Genomic DNA, 18,682 nt, shown 5'->3' with positions numbered 1-18,682 from the left:
AAGATCCTTTTTTTCTCCGATTCGGAGATTTTTTCCGCGCGAACCACCGCCTACAGGACCCGTGAGTTTCGGAGGAAAGCATGAAAGTAAAGAAAACCAAACCATATAAGAAAACTACCGAATGGATGAAATTGGAAAGTAGCAAGCAAAGCTTCTTTGAAATCGTAAACGCACTGAATCGATATTACGAGTCCCTTCGAGGATCGGAGGATAAGGATCCTCGTTCTTTTCGTAGGCGACTAGTTAAATCGGATCCCGATCGGACCGAAATTTATTTCCAAAGATTCGGAGATTACGAATACCTGATCTTTGCGAAAATCGAATCCAAAGACAAAAGTGAATCCGATTCCTGGATCCATATCGACGGAATCGCAATGGAGAGAGACGAGATACGAGGCAAGGGTTCCAAGAAACATCCCGCATTTAGAATCCAATGCGTACAGGATCTTTACGAGAGCTCCTGCATTCCCGTTTCCGAAGCGGAGAAGGAATGGATCGAGTCCGAAGCATGAGGAAAAATTATTAACTAAAGCCAAACCCGTTCGAGAATTCCGATTCTCGTTCGGGTATTTTTGGAAAAAGTAAATAGAATGTCTCGAGAATTGCTTGCAGGAATCCGGAACCGGGTTTAGGAATTGATGCCCATGCATTTTTCCTTACGATCCTCTCTTTTTTCTAACGCTCGGTTTTTTTCTAAGTTTATTTTAGGGTTCCTTCTGATCTGCGGCATTCTTATTCCTCATTATCGTTCCGAATTGAACGCCGAAGAGGGAAATATCCAAGCCAGAAAATCCTCGCAAAGGGAAATCGGTTTTCATCCATATCCGCAAGAAGGCTATTTCCAGGCCTGGAATTATTCCTTTACTGACGAGCAGATTTGGATCTTCGCGACGTTCATCATAAGTAACTTAGGTCCCGGCACTCGAAACTGCGGGGTTAGTCTGGTCATATATGATAAGCAGAATGGAACGAGGTTTTATACCAAGGAATTCTCACAGGACGAGCTAAAAACGGAAAATGGAAGTGTCGAATTACATATTTATAATAGTTCCGTAACCAAGGGAGGGAACGGCCCCGAAATCAAAATCGATGCGGGTCCCGCAGAGCTTTTTCTCAACTATCAAACCGGATGGAATAAGGCGGTTTCTCTTTCAGGAGGAAAGATCCATCTTCCTCAAAAAGATAGATTCGTGCAGGCCGATATAGCTTTTTCCGTAGTTCCCGTACAAGGATATCTGATAATCGAAGACAATAAGATAGAATTGAACGGTAAGGGAGGGATGGAACATCTTCTCACCAACTACGAGGTCTACAAATACAGTAAACGTTGGGAATTGTATCGTTCCCGTAATTCGGCGGGAGACAGACTCTTTACGGGAGGATTTATCGGAAACGAAAACTTTCCGGGAGGAGAAATTCGTACAGTGAGCGTAATGGACGATTCCGGAAAGTTACTCTTTTCGAGTAAGGTATTCAAATCCGAAGTATTGGAATCCGAGAAAGAACCCTTCTCTAATTACGAATTGCCTGTTAAGGAAAAATTCTATTTGGATCCCCAAAACGAATGCAATCTAATCCTAAGCAGAAAGCATACTATCGGGCAAATCAACGTTCTATCCAACGTTTCCGCGGTGCTTCGTTTCTTCGTTCGCTTATTCTTCAGTAAACCCTACCAGCTCTATTATATTTCGGAAGCGAATTTGGATTGCAAAGTTCCTCCGAATGGGACAGGCACCTTGCCTAAGGACAAATCCTTCCGAGGAATCTTTTCCTACTATTTGATCAACCCTTAGGTCAATCGGAAAAGGCGGCGATTCCGATTTCGGAATCGCCGTTTGAATACATTAGGATTTTTTGGTATTCTTTCTCTGCTGAACGAGAAGGTTCGCGTAATAAATCGCGGTCAACCCGATGAGAATCCAAGGAATCAGATTTCCGTACAATACGTAGAATCCGGGAGGAGAATCGATCACCTGTATCTGTTCCCAACTGGTTTCCGCTTTCATCAAAGAAGTGGACTTACCCGGAATGAAACGCCCCAGATGGTCCACGAAACCCGATATCCCCGAATTGGTAGATCGCACCATCCATCTTCGCCACTCGATGGAACGAAGCCTTCCCAGCTCGAAATGCTGATCGCTTTCCGTGGTGGTTCCGTACCATTTATCGTTCGTCAAATTTGCAATGAACTGAGGATTACCCGAATCCTTGAACTTTCTCACGAACTCGGGAATGATCACCTCGTAGCAGATCAAAGGAAGAAATGCTCCTTCGTCCTTCAGTTCCGATTTCACTGGAGAATAATAATTTCTGACGAAATCCGCATCCAGACCGTCAGTCTTTTCCCAGGTAACGGGAGCCGGCTGGGCCTTGGATCGATCCGTCGCGGAGAAATAATGCAATAATGCAAAGGATTCTCCCGGATCGAATCTACCCGTTTGAGGGCTTAGATCGTACATGAATTCGAAAGGCATAGTCTCGCCGAACATGACGAGATATTGCTTCTGATAGGCTTCCCTTCTATCGCCGTTCGGATCGTATACTACGTTATTATTGAAATATCTTAAGTATTCCTTTCCGGAACTCTTCTTCTTATAAGCCGCATCTATTTCGTTGAAGAATACGGTAGCCTTGTATCTGTTTGCGAAAGAGATCATCAATGATTCGAATCTCGGCCAGTACATTCCTATCGCCTGCATTAACGGGGCTTTATTAGCTGAGTAATAAGGAATCCCCGCCTCGGGTAGAACGATAAAATCCGGATTCTTACCGGCCTTTTGTACCGCCTCTTCTACCATCTTATCCATGTGAGCCATATGTTCTTCTATGACTTGGCGAGGAGATCTACCTCTCTCGTCTCGGATACTCATCGGTGCGTCAGGTTGAACGATCAGAACTTCCAATGTTTTTGTCGGAGTGACATTCTTCCATTTGATATAAAGAGAAGTTCCTACAATTACGAAGATAGCAAGAAGCGCGAAAGGTAGAGCCCAGAATTTTGCGAACTGGTTTCTCTTTTCCTTGGACTTCAATATCTCGACCAGATGCAATGGATTGGTTTCGAAAAGTGTATAAGAAACTACGAATACTAGAAAGGAAAGTCCGTAAACCCCGGTGATCTCCACGGTTTGTGCGAGAATGATATTTCCCGCGGCGAGATTGCCCCAGTACCACGGAAATAACTGGTAGGCGATCATATCCGCGGCCATTCCGCAGAAGCCGGCTACCCAAACGCTATGTTTACCTATCCTGCGAGATAGGAAGGAATAGGAGACCAGAAAGATCGGAAATTTCGAACCGAACAGGATTCCGGATAGGATTAGAATAAGAGAAGCGATGGACCAATGGAAATTACCGAAAGTAATCGACATATGGAAAATCCAGTGGAATGCGATCACATAAAACGCGATTCCGAATAGAAATCCATAATAGAACAGCCTCTTATACTTACCGGAGTATTTATGGGTGATCCAGAAAAGTCCGAAAGGGGCGATCCAAACCAAATGACTCAGATAGAAGGGCGCGAAGGCCAAAAAAGAAAGGACCGCCGTCCAGAGAAAGCAGAACCAGTCGAATAGGGTCGTTTTCTGGAACTCTTTGAATTTGTGGAGAAATGAATTCATGGATACCAACTTTGATCGGAAAAAAATAGTTTTGAGTCAATCGATTTCGATCCCTAAGTCGACCCATCGGTTCCCGATTCAAGTTACAGATTCGATTCATTTTGGGATAAATTCTTCTCCCGGCTTTCCGGTTCCTGAAATGCTTGCAGTATCCGACCCCGGCAAGAGGATACCCTTAACCGGTAGGATCATGAGCTCCCCTTATTTTAAGATTATTGGTAAAAACCCTCTTCACGGCACCGTTACTCCCCAAGGCAATAAGAATGAAGCATTGCCAATCCTGGGAGCCGTTTGTCTCGTCCCTGGGGAAGTGATCATAGAGAATATCCCTCTAATTTCGGACGTACTCATGTTGTTGGACGTCCTACGTCTCTTAGGAATGGAGGTGGAGGATAAAGGGGAAGGTACTTTTCTTTTTAGGAATAGCGGAAATCTGAAGTCCGATCTTCCTTTCGAATTATGCTCTAAAATCCGCGGAGCCGTTACGCTTGCAGGTCCTATTCTCGCCAAGACGGGCCGGGTCTTCTTGCCTAGACCGGGAGGAGACAAAATAGGCCGCAGAAGAATGGACACTCATCTTCTTGCCTTACAAGCCTTGGGAGCCCATATAGAAGTTTTTCCGGATGGATACGAAATTAAATCCGATCGTTTAAGGGGAACCGATATCCTGATGGATGAGGCCTCCGTAACGGGAACGGAAAATGCGGTCATGGCTGCGGTCTTAGCCGAAGGAACGACCGTACTACGTCATGCTGCAAGCGAGCCGCATGTGCAAAGGCTCTGTAAATTTTTGGTTTCTGCAGGAGCGAAAATCTCCGGGATCGGATCCAATATCCTAACCATCGAAGGAGTCAGCTCTTTACACACTCCTAAGGAATCTCATCGGATCGGATCCGATTATCTGGAAGTCGGAAGTTTTATCAGTCTTGCCGCTGTCACCGGAGGTGAGATCTTTATCCGAGACGTCGATCTGGAAGACATTCGAATGATCCGGATGGTTTATTCTCGCCTCGGCATAGAAGTTCGTCCTCAAGACGGAGGCGTTCTCGTTCCTTCCGATCAAAAATTAGAAATCATACCCGATTATCACGGTGCAACTCCCAAAATAGACGATTCCCCCTGGCCGGGATTTCCCGCGGACATGACCTCCGTAGCGTTAGTCACCGCTACCCAATGCAAAGGAACGGTTCTCATTCACGAAAAAATGTTCGAGTCCAGACTATTCTTCGTAGATAATATTATCTCGATGGGAGCCCAGATCATATTATGCGATCCACATAGGGCCATAGTCATCGGACCCAACCGACTTTACGGTCAAAAAGTGGCTAGTCCCGATATTCGCGCCGGGATGGCCATGATTGTCGCTGCGCTTTGTGCGGAAGGAACAAGTTCCATTCATAATATAGTTCAGATAGATCGAGGTTTTCAGGATATCGATACGAGACTTCGTTCCTTAGGAGCTCATATCGAGAGGGTCGGAGAGGGATGAACCGTAGGGACTTCTTCCGAAAAGGTCTAGCCAGGGCCTTTTCCTTGGTAGAAGAAACCGCGGATGAAATTACCGAAACCTGGAGAGGAGCCGTAGACCCCAAAGAAAAATCCTCTTCGGTCTCTTCCGAAATTTCCCAAAAAGGCCTAAGCCCAGAAGAGGAAGCGAAGGCTCTACCGCCCGTCCCTAAAAGTAAAAAATTCAAAGGCTTCCGCAATCTCCAATTTCCTCCGGGAGCGGATAAGACCGGCAAACGATTCTTCTCCAAATGCACAGGTTGCGGAGATTGCATCTACGCCTGTCCTTATTCCGTTTTGTTTCCCGTTCCCGACGACGAGACCGGTAAGCACTTTCCTAGAATGGACGTGAACCTGAACGCATGCATGCTCTGCGAGGATTATCCTTGTATTTCGTCCTGCCAAACAGGAGCATTAAAAAAACTTAAAAAAGAAGAAAGGCCTAAATTCGGAAAAGCGCAGGGTCTCTTCCAACATTGCATCAACTCCAGAACGGAAGAGAAAACCTGTGAGACCTGCCAGATTACCTGCCCCATTCCGAACGTAGTCCAGTTCCGTGGGAACAAACCCACATTCTCGTCCGAATGCGTGGGTTGTGGACAATGCGTGTCCGCTTGTCCGACTTTTCCTAAAGCCATCTTGGTAAAATGAATCGAGGGCTCTCGATATTAGTCCTTATATCGGCAATACTTTCCGATTCTCTCCGGGCGGAAGTTCCTACAAAAATTCGCGTGGGAATACTAAGTAAATTCTCTCCGAGCAAAATCCGAATCCTCGTAAAGAGATCCAGAGTCATTTCCGGAACTGAAACGATTTTTAGAGGAGATTCCGATTTTTTAATTCGAGGAGAAGGCGAACGATTATCCTTTATTTGGGAAAATTCCCGGCGCAAATCGGATCAGATCCTTTTTTCAGGCGGAGAATACGACGTCTTTCTTCCGGGGTCCGAATCTCCCAGGAAGTATGCGGGGGACTTGGAAATCCGCTCAAAAGAGGGAATCTTAAAATTCATACTTACGGTATCGAGAGAATCGTACGTAGACACAGCGTTCATTTCCGAATTCGGAGAATTAATGGCAACCAAAGTCGCATCCGGCGCCGCCAAGAATTGGAAGCGTGAGTTCGAAATCTCCGGTCGAGCTTCGGTTCGTTCTTACGCATTAGCGAATATAGGTCGGCATTCTAAGGAAGGCCATGACGTCTGCGATTTGACTCATTGTTTGCAATTCTCAGGCCTCCCAAAAAGAAATGCGAACGAGCCGACTTCCGCTCCGAACCTAATCGTTCTAGATGGAAAGAATAAACCCTTGGAAACTTTCTTTCATGCAAGCTGCGGCGGACATTTGAGTTCCCCGAAGGTCTTATGGAGAAAATTCGGCGAGAATTCTAAACTCTTTCGTTCCGGACCGGATCGTTGGAAAGGAGAAGAAATTCTGTGTAGGAACTCTCCTCATTTCGAATGGGAAACTTTCATCGAAAAAGAAGATATGGAGAATATACTGAAAGCGAAGCGGATATCCTCTCTTTCCCCCATATCGGAAGAAGGAAGGGTCACTCAAATCCTGTATTCCGACTCGGAAGGAAAACATATCGCGAACATTTCGGAATTCCTATCTTCCGTAGGAAAAAGACTTGGATGGAACAAGACCAAAAGTAACGATTTTACGATAGAATCGGGAACGAACGGTTACCACTTTAAAGGCCGGGGTTTCGGACACGGAATCGGGCTTTGCCAGTATGGAGCGAGGGAAATGGCTTTCCGAGGCGCAACATATAATGAAATCTTAAATTTCTATTTTCCAGGCGCAAGAATCGAGGTTCTGCCTTGAAAAATTTCCTATTCCGGACAGGGTTCCTAACCTTATTCTTTTTCGGTATAATCGGCATTTCGGCGGAACCGTTACTGAGAGTTATAGAAGGTTTCGAATTCTACGCGTTGCAGGATGATAAAAAGAATTCGATTTCCGAATCGGCTCTAAACGATTTCTCGGATCGATTTTTATCCGAACTGGAAAAGGAATCGCAAAGGCTTTCTCTCAAAATGCCGAGAGACGCACGTATTTTTATTACGCCGGACTCGGCGACTTTCCGTACATACTCGGGAAAATCCGGACACAATGCGGGGGCTTATTCTCACCAATCCAATCGTTTCTTTTTCCAAAATCCGAAATTACTCTCCCGGAAAGGAATTTTGAACAGAGTTGTCTTACATGAAATCTGCCACTTTCTTGTACCTAAAAGTACGGTTCCGAAATCTCCTTGGATCGAAGAGGCGTATTGCGAATCCATCCATCCTTCCGATCCGCTCGCCAAAACGGCTTCTGTATCGAATTTTCCAACCGATTGGGATACCTTCGATCGGAACATGACGAAGGATTATTCTTCCCGTAACAAGGAGATACAATTCGCCGCTTATTCCCGTATGCGAACCTTCGGATCCTGGTTACTTTCTTATAAAGGAGAAATTTGGATCCGGAATCTAATCGAAAACGGATCCGAAGAAATCCCACAATTGTATGCAAATTTCCTAAAGGATCTTTCGGATAAAAAAAGGAATTAGTTCGAAGAGACTTTTAATCTTCCCCATTCTTCTCCTTCTTTGCCCGATCCGAAGGAAATCAAGAGACGTTCGAAAGGTCGGAACAAATCCAGCAAGGGTTGGATATCCCTGTCGATGGTCTTAGAAGTATATTCGAAGGAACCTTCCGCTCCGTATAAATAGAACGTTCGTAGATCCTCCAAAATCCCCGGAACTCTAATCGAAATGTGATGGGGATAGTATGCAAATTCCTTAAATTCGTTTCCGGAAAACAAATCCGCTAGGCTGGGGCGATTCCCGTTTCCCGCGGAAATATTCTCCTCGGCGCTTTTACGATCCGAGGACAAGTATTTCCATCCGGAAATCTTGACGGACGTGGGAGAATAATATCCACCTTTGCCTGAAGAATACGTGTCCATGAAAACGTTTTGAAACTGCTGTTTAGTGGGAGTTCCCACTTTGAATATCGCTTTGAGCAACTTGTCGTCGGGAACCGAACTTGGGAGGGCGATTCCGAATCTAGGGTATACCATTCCCGGCTTGGAATCCAATCCGTGGTATACCAATGCCATGCCTTTTCCGGACCCGAAATATTGGTCGTGAATCCCCGAATCCTTTCCGAAGGAAGTAAAGTTCCTACTAAAACTTTCCCAGTCCTCTCCGAATGATTCCCACGTTTTCCAAAAATCCGAAGGTCTCAATTCTTCGGAATGAAAGACAAGATTTGCGTCTCTGGAAACCGCCTTGGATAAGGAAGGTTCCGAGCTTATTACCTGAGCCGCTTCTCCTCCGATTCGGAATATCGTACCTTCCAAATTACTCCCATCTTTCCATCCGAGTAGAAGTCCCGCACCCGAATTTCCGAAGAATGGACGCAAAAGAGGAGCAAAGAAAGATTCCGATCCGGCATAGAGAAGAATCTTATTTTCTTTCCGAGCCGCCGCTTTTCTTAATGTGGCGAAGCCTTTCTGATTTCCCAAAGAATCGTTATCCGAGTTGGAGGCAAGGTTCAAGGAGGATTCCAAAATATCTTTCGAATTCGAAAGTATTAGAAAATCTCCTATTACGATAATATAAACTTCTTCTTCCGAGAACGCATATTTAAATGCCTGCAAATTTCCGAATTTTTCGGAACTCGCAGCGAATTGATCGGTAAAATCGTCGGCGGAATGGGTTTTCTGGGAGCCCGTCGGCGTTCCGTACTGATATTCCCCTTCTTCTCCGCTCGATTGGGTCGGCTTTTTTTCCTCCTTGGGTGTCGGTTGAACGACGACCTTTTCTCCCTTGATGGCGGTTATAAGACTCACACCCAATTTCGAGCTCGGACTAGCCTTTCCTACAAGAATCCATTTGGATTCCGGAAATAGCGCTACAGACACCGGTCCATCGAAAAGCGCTGCCAGACGGGAAGGTTCCGTCATCACCCCCGCCTTGGCTTCCAGTAGATACAGGACGGAACTTACTTTTTTAAGCTCGGGCAAGGTGAATAATTTCCGAAAGACCCCATTCTCGGATAACTGTTTGCCTAAACCTGTTTTTTCCACGTCTTCTAAAAATTCTTCCGGCCTATATACCTCGATTAGAAGATTCGCCTTTTTCGGAATCAAAAGCGCCGGATCCTGTATGGAAAGATCGATGGAATACCCTTTGAAGAGAAAATAGAAACCTAAAGAAAGAAATACGATCCCGAAAGCGGTAGGAATTCCTACCTGAGGATCTTTCAAAATTCTTTCCCGAAATATAGAATTCAATTTCTCTAATGTTTTTTTCGAAAATATTTCCTTCGTAGTTTCCAAGAATTTTCGGGTTAAGTTCGATAAGTATTCTTTCATGGTCTTATTTTCCAGGGTCTACCTTTCAGATTCGTTCGCTTCGGATATTTTATATAAAATTTTCGATGCCAGAGACTTGGCTTCCTTTCCGCCAGAGCCTTTCTCCACAAAAACCGTCATCACCTTTTGGTTTTGTCCATGACGAAAGGAAAGCACGGTCCAAGCCTGTGTCTCGAATTTATGCCCGTCTTTTGTCCCGGTCCCGGTCTTGCCGCCTAGAATTTCCGGATCGCCTTGGTATGACTTTAGTCCCTTTAAGGTTCCGCTTTCCGGAACTTGAGAAAGAAAATAAATGATTCGCCTCAGGTCCGGATCGGAGAATCGATTCTCTCCGACTAGAACGGGTCCTTCTCCTCGGATCCAATAAGGGGAAAGGATAGGACCTGTATTCCAAATGGAAGCGTATATTTGAGCCACCTTTAAAGGGGTGAGAAGAAGTCCGCCTTCTCCGATGGAAGAAACAGTTTTTCGAACTAGGGAATCCGCGTAAGGGCGGATATCGGCGGGCTCGACATAGGGCGCGAGCCTGGCCCTCGTGGATTTTCCCAGAGCCCATTCTTCCATCAGTTTTTCATAAAATAATCCGGGATTGGCGGAGGCGGTTTTCAGAAAGTACACGTTACAAGATTGGACCAGAGCCGATTGAAGATCCGTCTCCCCATGTCCTTGGGCGAGGGAGCAGCGTAGGTACTCCTTTCCGTTCTCATCTTTAGGAATATGAAGAACGGACAAATCCGCCCTTGTAGGAGCTAAGTCCTCGCTTAATAGAAATTTTCCGTCGCAGCGAACCTTCTTCTCGGGAGAAAACCGAAATCGATCCTTGTATTTCAGAAATACGAGTGCGGACAGAGTCTTGATCAAGGATCCGGGAGGCAATCTTTTGGAAATCGCGATTTCCGGACGATATGCGTATTCTATTTTTCCGGTTTTGGATTCTAGGATTAAAACCGATGCGTTTGAATGTTCTTTTTCGAATTCACGGACGGATTTGTCCAAATACGAATAGGAGGATTTCGGAGCCGCCTCCAAATTCTCGGACAGAAAATACGTACATCCGATAAGAATTGTATAATGGATTAACGTCCAATTCATCTTAGGATCAAGGTTCCGGTTCTATCTCGAAATTTGCGATATGATAGACTTGCTGGGAGCGAGTCATCACGAACTGGAATTGTTTTCTTTTTTCGTTCGATTTGCCTTCGTTCAGAACCACATATACGTTCACCCTCGTAACGGGTTGGTCGTAGGAACCGTAGTATTGAACTTGTATCGAGTAATTTCCGGGAAGCGCTTTGGCCATCGTAAAAGTCTCCGGGCCATAACCGTCGATGACGTCCACATCCAGATTTCCGCCGGACTTAGTTTCCCTATGAGCGAAAAAACATTTTTCTCCCGTAGGATCCAAAACCCAAAGATCCACATCCGTAGGAGAATCCCAAGTCAGGACCACTTTGATATCTCTAGGAGGAACTGCTGCGAAGAATGAGACCTTATCGCTTCCCTTACCCGCCTTCACTTCCACCAGATTGGTCCCGGGAGCAACGACGGTATTCAAACTGAATTTGCCCCCGAGTAGACGGATCGTTTGCGGAATCCCGTTAATCACGATAGTAGCTCGGTCCGGATTTCCTCCACCGGTTACCGTTCCGGAAATCGTCTGGATTCTTTCGGTGGTGAATCCTCCGCTCGGAGATTGTATAGTCACCGTTTGAGAGAATAAGCTCCCTCCGTAGATCCAAATACAGATAATAAAGAATAATTTACTCAATCGTGATTTCATCGTCTGAACTCGCACCGGTAACTTCCGGATAATACATTAAGGACGCGCGACCCGGAATAGCTTTATACTTTCCTCCCACTTCCGCGCGTAGAAGGTAACGGATCGTAAATTTCTCCGCAGGACCGCTCACGAAGAATTCCGCACGATCGTCGAAAATTTGGCGGCCCTGGTATTCGATTTTACGATCTCCGGAAAAATACTCAGAGTCTCTCTGAACAAAGGAAAATCCGGGCAACAAAACGTCTTCCACTAGAAAATAGGAATCGCTTCGGTCTTCCTTTTCCACCGACAATTCCACCAAGACTAAATCTCCTTGCTTAAAGGATTTGGATTCTTTCAGGTCGATATCGGCTCCGTCTATCGACATTTTATAATACGTTCTTTTGACTCGAATTCCGTTGGAGTAGGAGGATATCTTCTTGCTTCTATCCGTAAAGGAAATGGAAGCCGACACGTAAAGCACCGGCCCGTCCTTTTTACGTATCTCGATTCTATTTTCTCCGGAAAGAATGGAATCATGGGGAACCGTAATTTTAAACAATTCACCGGCTTCCGATTTGGGAGAAAGAGTCAAGGTTTTGAGACTGGTCCCGTTTAAAACCACTTCCACATTCGCAGGTGTATCCGTATCTCGAACGGAGGCCAAGAATTCCGATAAGGCCAAAACGGCCGTCGATGTATCTCTGGAATTATTCCAAGCGATCCCGTTCCGATTCGTAAGAAGAACGGAAGCCAAATTGGCGAGAAGGTTAGTATCTTCTCCAAGCCTTATCCCGGCGGTGAGAATAGTGGAAATCATCTCGATACGATCCTCTTCCCAACTAGGGTTTTTTCCGTAAGAAGCCAACTTCACGAAGGCTTGGTTTCCGAAACCGCTTTCGCCGACGGCTTTCTTGAACCAAGTCGAAGCCTCCTTCTTTTGTCCTTTATTAGAAAGAACCAAAGAGAGTAATGCCTTGCCGTACGGATTCAATTTGGAAGAAGACTTCAATAGACCTTCCGTAATATTATTTTCCACGCCGCCGCCCTCGCTCAAGGCGAAGATCACATAAGCTTTGGAATTAGTGGAAAGATTCCCTTGATCCAATATGGAATATAGATAAGCACGAGCTCTACTCAATACGGAAGGAGATACCTTCGCTCCGTATTTTTGGCTCAAGGCCAATCCACGGTATACATAGGCGGACATGAGAGCGTCGCTCTCGCTTTCCCCTTCGAACCAACCGAATCCGCCGTCCGACCTTTGCAGTTCGGTAGTTCTCTTCAAGCCTGCGTCGATCATCTTAGGAAATTCCACCTTAAATCTCTCGTTAATAAACCCCGCTTTTTGCAGGGACAAGAGAGGATAGAATCTGCTCATAGTTTGCTCTACGCAGCCGTAAGGATAATCGGCCAGATATTCCAATGCTTGCTTCAGAGCGGGTAAAGTGGCAGGGCTTAATCGAATGTCGAGTCTAGGATCGGCCAATTCTTTGGGAGCGGATAATTTCAGAAGGGCGGTATTTTCACCTTCTTTCATTCCTAAGGATTCCGAAACTGTGCGTGGAAGTCCCCAGGTCTTTAACGATATCTCCGATCGGACGGAATCCTTATATTCTCCTCCTACGGCCGAGAGAATCAATTTAGCCGATCTAATTTTAGGATCCGCTAATGCTTGGATATTGAATTGCACCGACTGATTCTGCCCCGGTTCCAAAGTGACGGAAGTCTCGGAGGCTCCTATAATTTTTGCCCCTTCCGTACGGAGAGAAACTTTAACAGGCAATTTTGCGGAAGTCTGATTGGAAACGGTGGCGGATACTTTCTGACTTTCTCCCTTGAGAATGTATCTAGGCATTCCTCCCAAGAGCATGAGTTCTTTCTTGGTCACGAAACTCGACTGCCCTCGACCTACTTTTGTATCCGGAGTGACGGCTATCGCAACCACCCTCCAAGACGTTATGTTATCGGGAAGAATGAAACTTACGGTGGCGGTTCCGTCTCCCGAGGTTTTTATCTTAGCGTTCCAATAACCGGTATCCTTAAAACGATCCCTGGCCTGTTCTTCGTTTTTTAGGGAAGTGTAGGAGGATTCTCCCTTCTTGCCCAAGGTCAATTTAAGTCGCTGATCCTTGGAATATCCGAAGAACTTGTAAGAAGAAGCGAGCGACGTCTGAACATTATTTCTTCTAGGATGATAGAAGAAGGTGCCTATATTCGGAATCCTATCTTCTCGAATTTGGTATATCGCTTCGTCGACCACAGCGAGAGAAACTTCCGAAGAAATCCCTTTGCCTCCGATTCCTGTGGTTTTAATTTTAATCTCCGCCTTCTCTCCTGGACGGTAGGTTTTTCTATCCGGAGACAAGTCCACTTTTAGAAACTTCTGCTCCGGAGGAGCGACTACCTTAACTTGGCTTTTATAAACGTCGTTTCCCGAAAACTGAACCGCCGAGAGGGTAAAATTCGGACTCATCTCGGGAGATATCTTAACCTGGTATTTGAGAGCGTTACCCTTCATCCGAAGGACTTCTTTCTTGAAAATCCGATTTCCTTCCACGGTTAATACGATATGACCGTCGGATACGGGACTCAAAACCAGGATCTCCGCAGAGTCCCCTACCGAATAAAAATCCTTTCCCGGTTTTAAAGTGATATCCTTGAAGGGAATCTCGATCGAATCGGAAGCGGAAGACGCCCAGAAGAATGTTTCGGCCTTGGTTTCGTTTCCATTCGGATCCTTGGTTTCTCCTACAAGAACGAATTGGCCTCTCTTAGGAATCGTGAAGTCCGCTTCGGCGGTACCGGCGGCGGATGTCATTACGGATAATTTGGATAGTTTGGAACGACCCGCCTCGGCCACATATTGGATCTCTCGATTGAAAAGAGTCAAATCCACATTTCGATTACCGACCAACCTTCGCTTATCTTCCTCACTTAAGGTCTTATCGTAGGGAATCAGACTTACGGAGAGTCTCGCATTCTTACCGGGCTCATAAACCGAATTATCCTTATTAATACGTAGGAAGAATGCGCTTCGATTTACGGAGAAGGAAGCGGCTCCATCCAAGGTCATATCCTCAGACTGGACGGAAGCGATGACCGTATAAACGGAATCTGAATCCGTTTTGCTAGGCTTGAAGCTGATCGTGTATTGCCCTTTGGAATCCAATTTTCCTTTTCCGTTCAAAACCGGTTCCTGGCGATCGTTCTGTCCTGCCTGCTCCAAATAATCCGCAGATGCAGCGAAGTGAAGAGTTCCTACGGGAGAATAATCGTATTTGGGACGACGAAATACCTGGTAGGATACTTCCTTATTTCCCAAGGGTTGGCCGTAATAATAACGGGCCTTAACGACCGCGTTTACTTCCTCTTTTTGGAGATAATTGGATTTGGGAACCGAAACGGATACGAGGAAGGTCGGCTTTTTATAAGCCTCCACGGAGAATTCGGTCCTATAAGTTTTATCACGAAAATTTAAAATAAGAGAATAATTTCCGAGAGTAGTCGATTCCGAATCCGGAAGTTGGAATTCTCCGTTGAAGCTGCCGTTATCCCCGGAAATCGCCACAGGAATATCCCCTTTGGCAACCGCTCCTTGCTCGGTCAGGATCGAAACGGTTCCGGTTCCGGAAATCAACTTGTATTCGTCCTGAGCGAAATTTCTAACGATCCCTTTAAAGGAAACATTATCTCCCGGACGATACACCGGCCTGTCCGTATAGATATAGGCCCGAGGGCCTCCTTCTCCGAAATAAGAACTAGAATAAAATTCAGGATCCGAGACAGCGAATTCTCCTCCCTTCTCCGCTATGACCAAACTTCGGACAGGAGTCTTTCCTTTATAATAATAAGTACCGTCCCCTTCCGTTTTCCCCGTTTGAAAGGCTTGGGCAGTATCCAAATCCAGAAGAGTCAGATTTGCGCTACCGATCGGCTCCCCGCTGTCCTTTCTTCCTATATAAACGAAAGTTTCGGAATCCGATTGTTTCACTAGAAAATTTAAACCGGATTTGATAAGAACCGTATATGCCATTTGAGATCCGGAAATTCCTTCAACCAAATACACTCCTGCGTCCACGACGGGAACCGGAATCCTACGATAGGCCCAATTAGAACTTACTGTAGGAACGGAAAAGATGGAAACAAGGTCCTGGTCTTTAAGAATCGCATGAACCGCTATATTGGAAGAACGGGATCCCTTTTCGAAATTCACACCCATGGTTTCCTTGAGCGAAGAACGGGTCTTGGAGTTGAATTCCTTGCGAGCGACTTTTCTAAAGTCTCCTTGGAATTTCGTAAACGTACGATTGAATAATGCCAACGGATTCCCGAAAGCACCTTCGTTATTTTCCTGCACTAATCTTTCCTGGACCTTCTTGGTTAGAAAAGTCTGCGGATCCTTGATTTTATATATTCGAAATTCGTAATCGAACCTTCCGTTTCCTTCCAGATTTACGTAAGCTTTTTCCCCCACCCCGAAACTTCTATCCGTTCCCAAATAGAAAGATGCGGTCCCGAAAATGGAAGATCGGAATCCTATGAGACCGACTCCGAACAGAAAACAAGCGATTGCAGGAACTAGTAATTTCTTATGAAAACGTAATTTTGCCATTCTTCCCACCTATTCTAAAATCCGGAATCGATAGACTCCTAGAAAAGAGCGATTCTTTTCCTCCGGGGAAAAGGTATCGCTCTTACTCAATTCCTTAGCTCGAATCAGTTTGATCCCTCGCTCCGAACCAGTATGATACAGTAGCAGAGGATTTTCTCCGTCTTCTTCCACTAATATCATAGAATGATAATTTGTTCCATCGCCCCGGTCCAAACGAAAGAATAATATATCTCCCGGAAGACCTGATTCGATATGTTTGGATACGAAAGAGGTTTGGTATTTCTCCAAATTCTCCGCATCCGCAAATTGACCGAATTCGGCCTCTCCGACGCGAAATATATTGATTCCTATAACGGGTATATCCGGATACTTGAATTCCCGGACATCGGGAAGATTTTTGTCCAATATGATTCCCGTCTTTTGTTGCCAGACTAAATCGTGTTCCTTCAAAGCCTCTTTGTAAGAGAATCTTACCAATCCGCTACAATCCCGCTCTTGTCGGTTCCAAGAGGAATTTTCCTTTAGATACTGGGACAAGGAAATACGTACAAACCAATCCCGAAACGCCTGGCGATCGGATTCCGTACTCAATTCGGCAGAATCGGGAAATCCATCTCCGTCCCAATCGCCGGAGCGGTCCAATAATTCCAGATCGGAAAAATTTCCGTTAGCAGTCGTTATACGAAGTTTACCCGGTTTGGTCCCTGCCTTGAGTCGCAAGATTTCTTCCCGATCGGTTTTCTCGGAGGAAACGATTTCGACAGGCCATTCCGATCCGGCGTCCAATAGAAAAGAATCCTTGGACCCGAAAATAGGATTCAGAATTTTTAAAACTACGACCGTTTTTCCGTCGGCCGGAATACGTATCTCTTTCGGCTCCAAACTAGGGGAGAATGTCCGCACGCAGTTCCAACAAATCAATAGGGAAAAAAATCGAAGAAATCCAGAACGAAAGAACATCGGAGGAATTCTTTTTAAGACATTCCATAAAAGTGGAAAGAATTTTTTGCCATCGACCGCTGATATCGGGCCCTTAGGCTAAGCGCAAAACGTTATTTAGAAACGAACACTAACTCGGCCGGTTTTGCGTATGTTCCGAAAACGATCGCATTCTGACCGAATTTCTTCGATAGCTCCAAAGCATTCCGCAAATCGATCCCCAATACTAGAAAGCTTTCTTCCTTCCAGTCTTCCGCTTTGCCTTCTCCTTCTATCGATTCTAAACTTCCTAGTTCCCGGATCAAATCCGAGTTTCTGATTTTATTCTCTTCCAAGGTGAGAAGAATACTACCTGGATTCCAAGCGGTGAGAAATGCCCAGCTATAGACTCCTTTGCCAGAAAGAAATTCGTCCAAGTCGGGATGAGTCCGACCCACACGGATCGAAAAAGAAGGTTTATAAGTAATATATTCCGTACGCAGATACGCTTGCCGGAGAGAATCCGAATCCAAATTAATATCCTAAAGCTTTACGGATCTTTTCGGGAATATCTTCGAATTTAGGATACTTCTGTCTTTTACCGTCCGGAAATACCACGTAATAGATTCCATTCAAGACTTCCATATAATAGTTTCCCTTCTTCTTTTGGCCGATGGAGGACTTATCCATCTCCTTTACCATAGCTTGGTATCTCGGGGGAAGCGCCTGCCAGGAAGCATAGACCTGAATTTCTCCCGCATGATTGACCGTATAAAGACCGTTCTCATGCATGATTTTGATCCCGTTATAATCGAAGACCTCGAGTACGTTGACCTTAGGTTCCTTTTTTTTGGGAATGCGATTCGGATCTATACCGGAAGAATCCTCGACGGAGATATTATATTGAACGAAAGATTTGGTGTCGGTTTTGGATCTGCGATTTCGAGTGAGAAGAATGTACAGATAGGAGAGACCGGACATCGTAAGAGCGGCCAGAATGATTAGCTCGAAGTGTCTAGCGATCCATCCCATTTACTTCAATCTATATTCGATCGCCTTACAGGCGAAGGGAACCGGATCCCCTGCTTGGGTCCAAAAGCTACAGCTTTCGACCGCAATCGATAGTACGCAATTATCCACGTCCTTTTTTCTGGTTCTACCCGGAACGAAAGAGGTGATCTGTCGATTGGAACCGCATTCCGCATCCTTTGCAGAATAGGCTACGAGTAGTCTCGTCGCGGATTCCTCGAAAGAATAGAAGTCCTCATCCTGGTCGGAACAATTCATGAGTATGACAGGAAATAGAAGGACAAGAAACGATTTTTTGAAATTCAAATACTCTGCTCCGAACGCTTAGGTGATACGGATAGCTTTTCATCTACCGGTAAATCCACCTCGCCCAGGATCGATTGGTATTTTACCACGCCCTTGATTCTCAAATTCGGATCCTTTCCTGCGAGTAAGGAGCGCGCTATAAGAATCGCAAGTAGTAAATTTTCCTGGCGGTTCCGATTTTCAAAGGAAGTCTCGATCCGCAAAGGTATAGAACTTTTGGAAAAAGCGGGAACCGTAGTCTCCTCAGTAGAGATCACTTTAGCCAATTCGGCCTGTTGTCCGTTCGGATTGTCCGCAAATAAGGCCAGATCGAATTTATAAACTTTTACCTCAGTATCATTCGGATTCTCTATCTCTAAAATCGAACTCATCAGGATTTTCGGAACCGGAGGAAAGGATAGGATCTCTATCCTTTCCGTTTTAGTTTCCAATATCCTGTATTTGCAGGCCTGTAGTTTTTTCACATTCTCCCTTAACTCGAAGCAGGAGAATGTGAAAGTGAATACGGACAGAACGCCGATAACAAGGAATCGTTTAGACATCGATATTCCGAAA

At 45.4% G+C, this 18,682-nt stretch carries 16 protein-coding genes; 6 read left to right on the top strand and 10 right to left on the bottom strand.

From position 1 onward, the window contains the following. Nucleotides 1-80: 80 nt before the first annotated feature. A complete protein-coding gene (locus tag LEP1GSC061_RS16375; RefSeq protein WP_016546519.1) occupies nucleotides 81-512 on the top strand; it encodes an LIC_13246 family protein in 432 nt (143 codons plus the stop codon). Nucleotides 513-644: 132 nt separating this feature from the next. Beyond that, nucleotides 645-1,793 (top strand): hypothetical protein, encoded by a 1,149-nt coding sequence (locus tag LEP1GSC061_RS16370; RefSeq protein WP_016546550.1) that lies wholly within the window; start codon nucleotides 645-647, stop codon nucleotides 1,791-1,793. A gap of 51 nt (nucleotides 1,794-1,844) precedes the next feature. Here LEP1GSC061_RS16370 and LEP1GSC061_RS16365 read toward each other — a convergent pair whose 3' ends face one another. Beyond that, nucleotides 1,845-3,623, bottom strand: a complete 1,779-nt coding sequence (locus LEP1GSC061_RS16365; protein WP_040509022.1) for an apolipoprotein N-acyltransferase — start codon at nucleotides 3,621-3,623, stop codon at nucleotides 1,845-1,847. A gap of 190 nt (nucleotides 3,624-3,813) precedes the next feature. Here LEP1GSC061_RS16365 and murA point away from each other — a divergent pair, with 190 nt between their 5' ends. From murA to LEP1GSC061_RS16345, 4 genes are all read left to right on the top strand, one after another. Further along, entirely contained in the window at nucleotides 3,814-5,112 is a 1,299-nt protein-coding gene (gene murA, locus LEP1GSC061_RS16360) for a UDP-N-acetylglucosamine 1-carboxyvinyltransferase (protein ID WP_040509316.1), read from the top strand. Further along, entirely contained in the window at nucleotides 5,109-5,780 is a 672-nt protein-coding gene (locus LEP1GSC061_RS16355) for a 4Fe-4S dicluster domain-containing protein (protein ID WP_016546723.1), read from the top strand. Before murA ends, LEP1GSC061_RS16355 begins: the two co-directional genes overlap by 4 nt. Before the next feature lie 80 nt (nucleotides 5,781-5,860). Further along, on the top strand, nucleotides 5,861-6,958 hold the full coding sequence (locus LEP1GSC061_RS16350; RefSeq protein ID WP_232218494.1) for a SpoIID/LytB domain-containing protein: 1,098 nt from the start codon (nucleotides 5,861-5,863) through the stop codon (nucleotides 6,956-6,958). Then, nucleotides 6,955-7,689, top strand: a complete 735-nt coding sequence (locus LEP1GSC061_RS16345; RefSeq protein WP_016546419.1) for a hypothetical protein — start codon at nucleotides 6,955-6,957, stop codon at nucleotides 7,687-7,689. Before LEP1GSC061_RS16350 ends, LEP1GSC061_RS16345 begins: the two co-directional genes overlap by 4 nt. Here the strand turns inward: LEP1GSC061_RS16345 and LEP1GSC061_RS16340 are convergent. From LEP1GSC061_RS16340 to LEP1GSC061_RS16300, 9 genes are all read right to left on the bottom strand, one after another. Beyond that, nucleotides 7,686-9,500, bottom strand: a complete 1,815-nt coding sequence (locus tag LEP1GSC061_RS16340) for a hypothetical protein (protein ID WP_016546502.1) — start codon at nucleotides 9,498-9,500, stop codon at nucleotides 7,686-7,688. The two genes, LEP1GSC061_RS16345 and LEP1GSC061_RS16340, sit on opposite strands and share 4 nt — an antisense overlap. An 18-nt stretch (nucleotides 9,501-9,518) precedes the next feature. Next, nucleotides 9,519-10,592, bottom strand: a complete 1,074-nt coding sequence (locus LEP1GSC061_RS16335; RefSeq protein WP_016546022.1) for a penicillin-binding transpeptidase domain-containing protein — start codon at nucleotides 10,590-10,592, stop codon at nucleotides 9,519-9,521. A gap of 7 nt (nucleotides 10,593-10,599) precedes the next feature. Then, the gene (locus LEP1GSC061_RS16330) at nucleotides 10,600-11,280 is read right to left on the bottom strand and encodes a YfaP family protein (RefSeq protein WP_040509019.1); all 681 of its coding nucleotides are present in this window, start codon (nucleotides 11,278-11,280) and stop codon (nucleotides 10,600-10,602) included. Then, a complete protein-coding gene (locus tag LEP1GSC061_RS16325; protein ID WP_040509314.1) occupies nucleotides 11,261-15,874 on the bottom strand; it encodes an alpha-2-macroglobulin family protein in 4,614 nt (1,537 codons plus the stop codon). Before LEP1GSC061_RS16325 ends, LEP1GSC061_RS16330 begins: the two co-directional genes overlap by 20 nt. A 9-nt stretch (nucleotides 15,875-15,883) precedes the next feature. Further along, the gene (locus LEP1GSC061_RS16320) at nucleotides 15,884-16,834 is read right to left on the bottom strand and encodes a DUF1175 family protein (protein WP_016546834.1); all 951 of its coding nucleotides are present in this window, start codon (nucleotides 16,832-16,834) and stop codon (nucleotides 15,884-15,886) included. A gap of 92 nt (nucleotides 16,835-16,926) precedes the next feature. Continuing rightward, entirely contained in the window at nucleotides 16,927-17,325 is a 399-nt protein-coding gene (locus tag LEP1GSC061_RS16315) for a DUF3293 domain-containing protein (RefSeq protein WP_016546727.1), read from the bottom strand. A gap of 1 nt (nucleotide 17,326) precedes the next feature. Beyond that, nucleotides 17,327-17,824, bottom strand: a complete 498-nt coding sequence (locus tag LEP1GSC061_RS16310; protein WP_016546885.1) for a hypothetical protein — start codon at nucleotides 17,822-17,824, stop codon at nucleotides 17,327-17,329. Beyond that, complete coding sequence (locus LEP1GSC061_RS16305; protein ID WP_198014282.1) at nucleotides 17,825-18,079, bottom strand: LIC13255 family lipoprotein; 255 nt, start codon at nucleotides 18,077-18,079, stop codon at nucleotides 17,825-17,827. Nucleotides 18,080-18,123: 44 nt separating this feature from the next. Beyond that, the gene (locus LEP1GSC061_RS16300) at nucleotides 18,124-18,669 is read right to left on the bottom strand and encodes an LEA/WHy family protein (RefSeq protein WP_016546060.1); all 546 of its coding nucleotides are present in this window, start codon (nucleotides 18,667-18,669) and stop codon (nucleotides 18,124-18,126) included. Between the last annotated feature and the right edge of the window lie 13 nt (nucleotides 18,670-18,682).

It is taken from the genome of Leptospira wolffii serovar Khorat str. Khorat-H2 (genome assembly GCF_000306115.2).
Classification (GTDB): domain Bacteria; phylum Spirochaetota; class Leptospiria; order Leptospirales; family Leptospiraceae; genus Leptospira_B; species Leptospira_B wolffii.
Note: the sequence above shows the minus strand (reverse complement) of the source record. Positions and strands in the feature narration are given on the sequence as shown.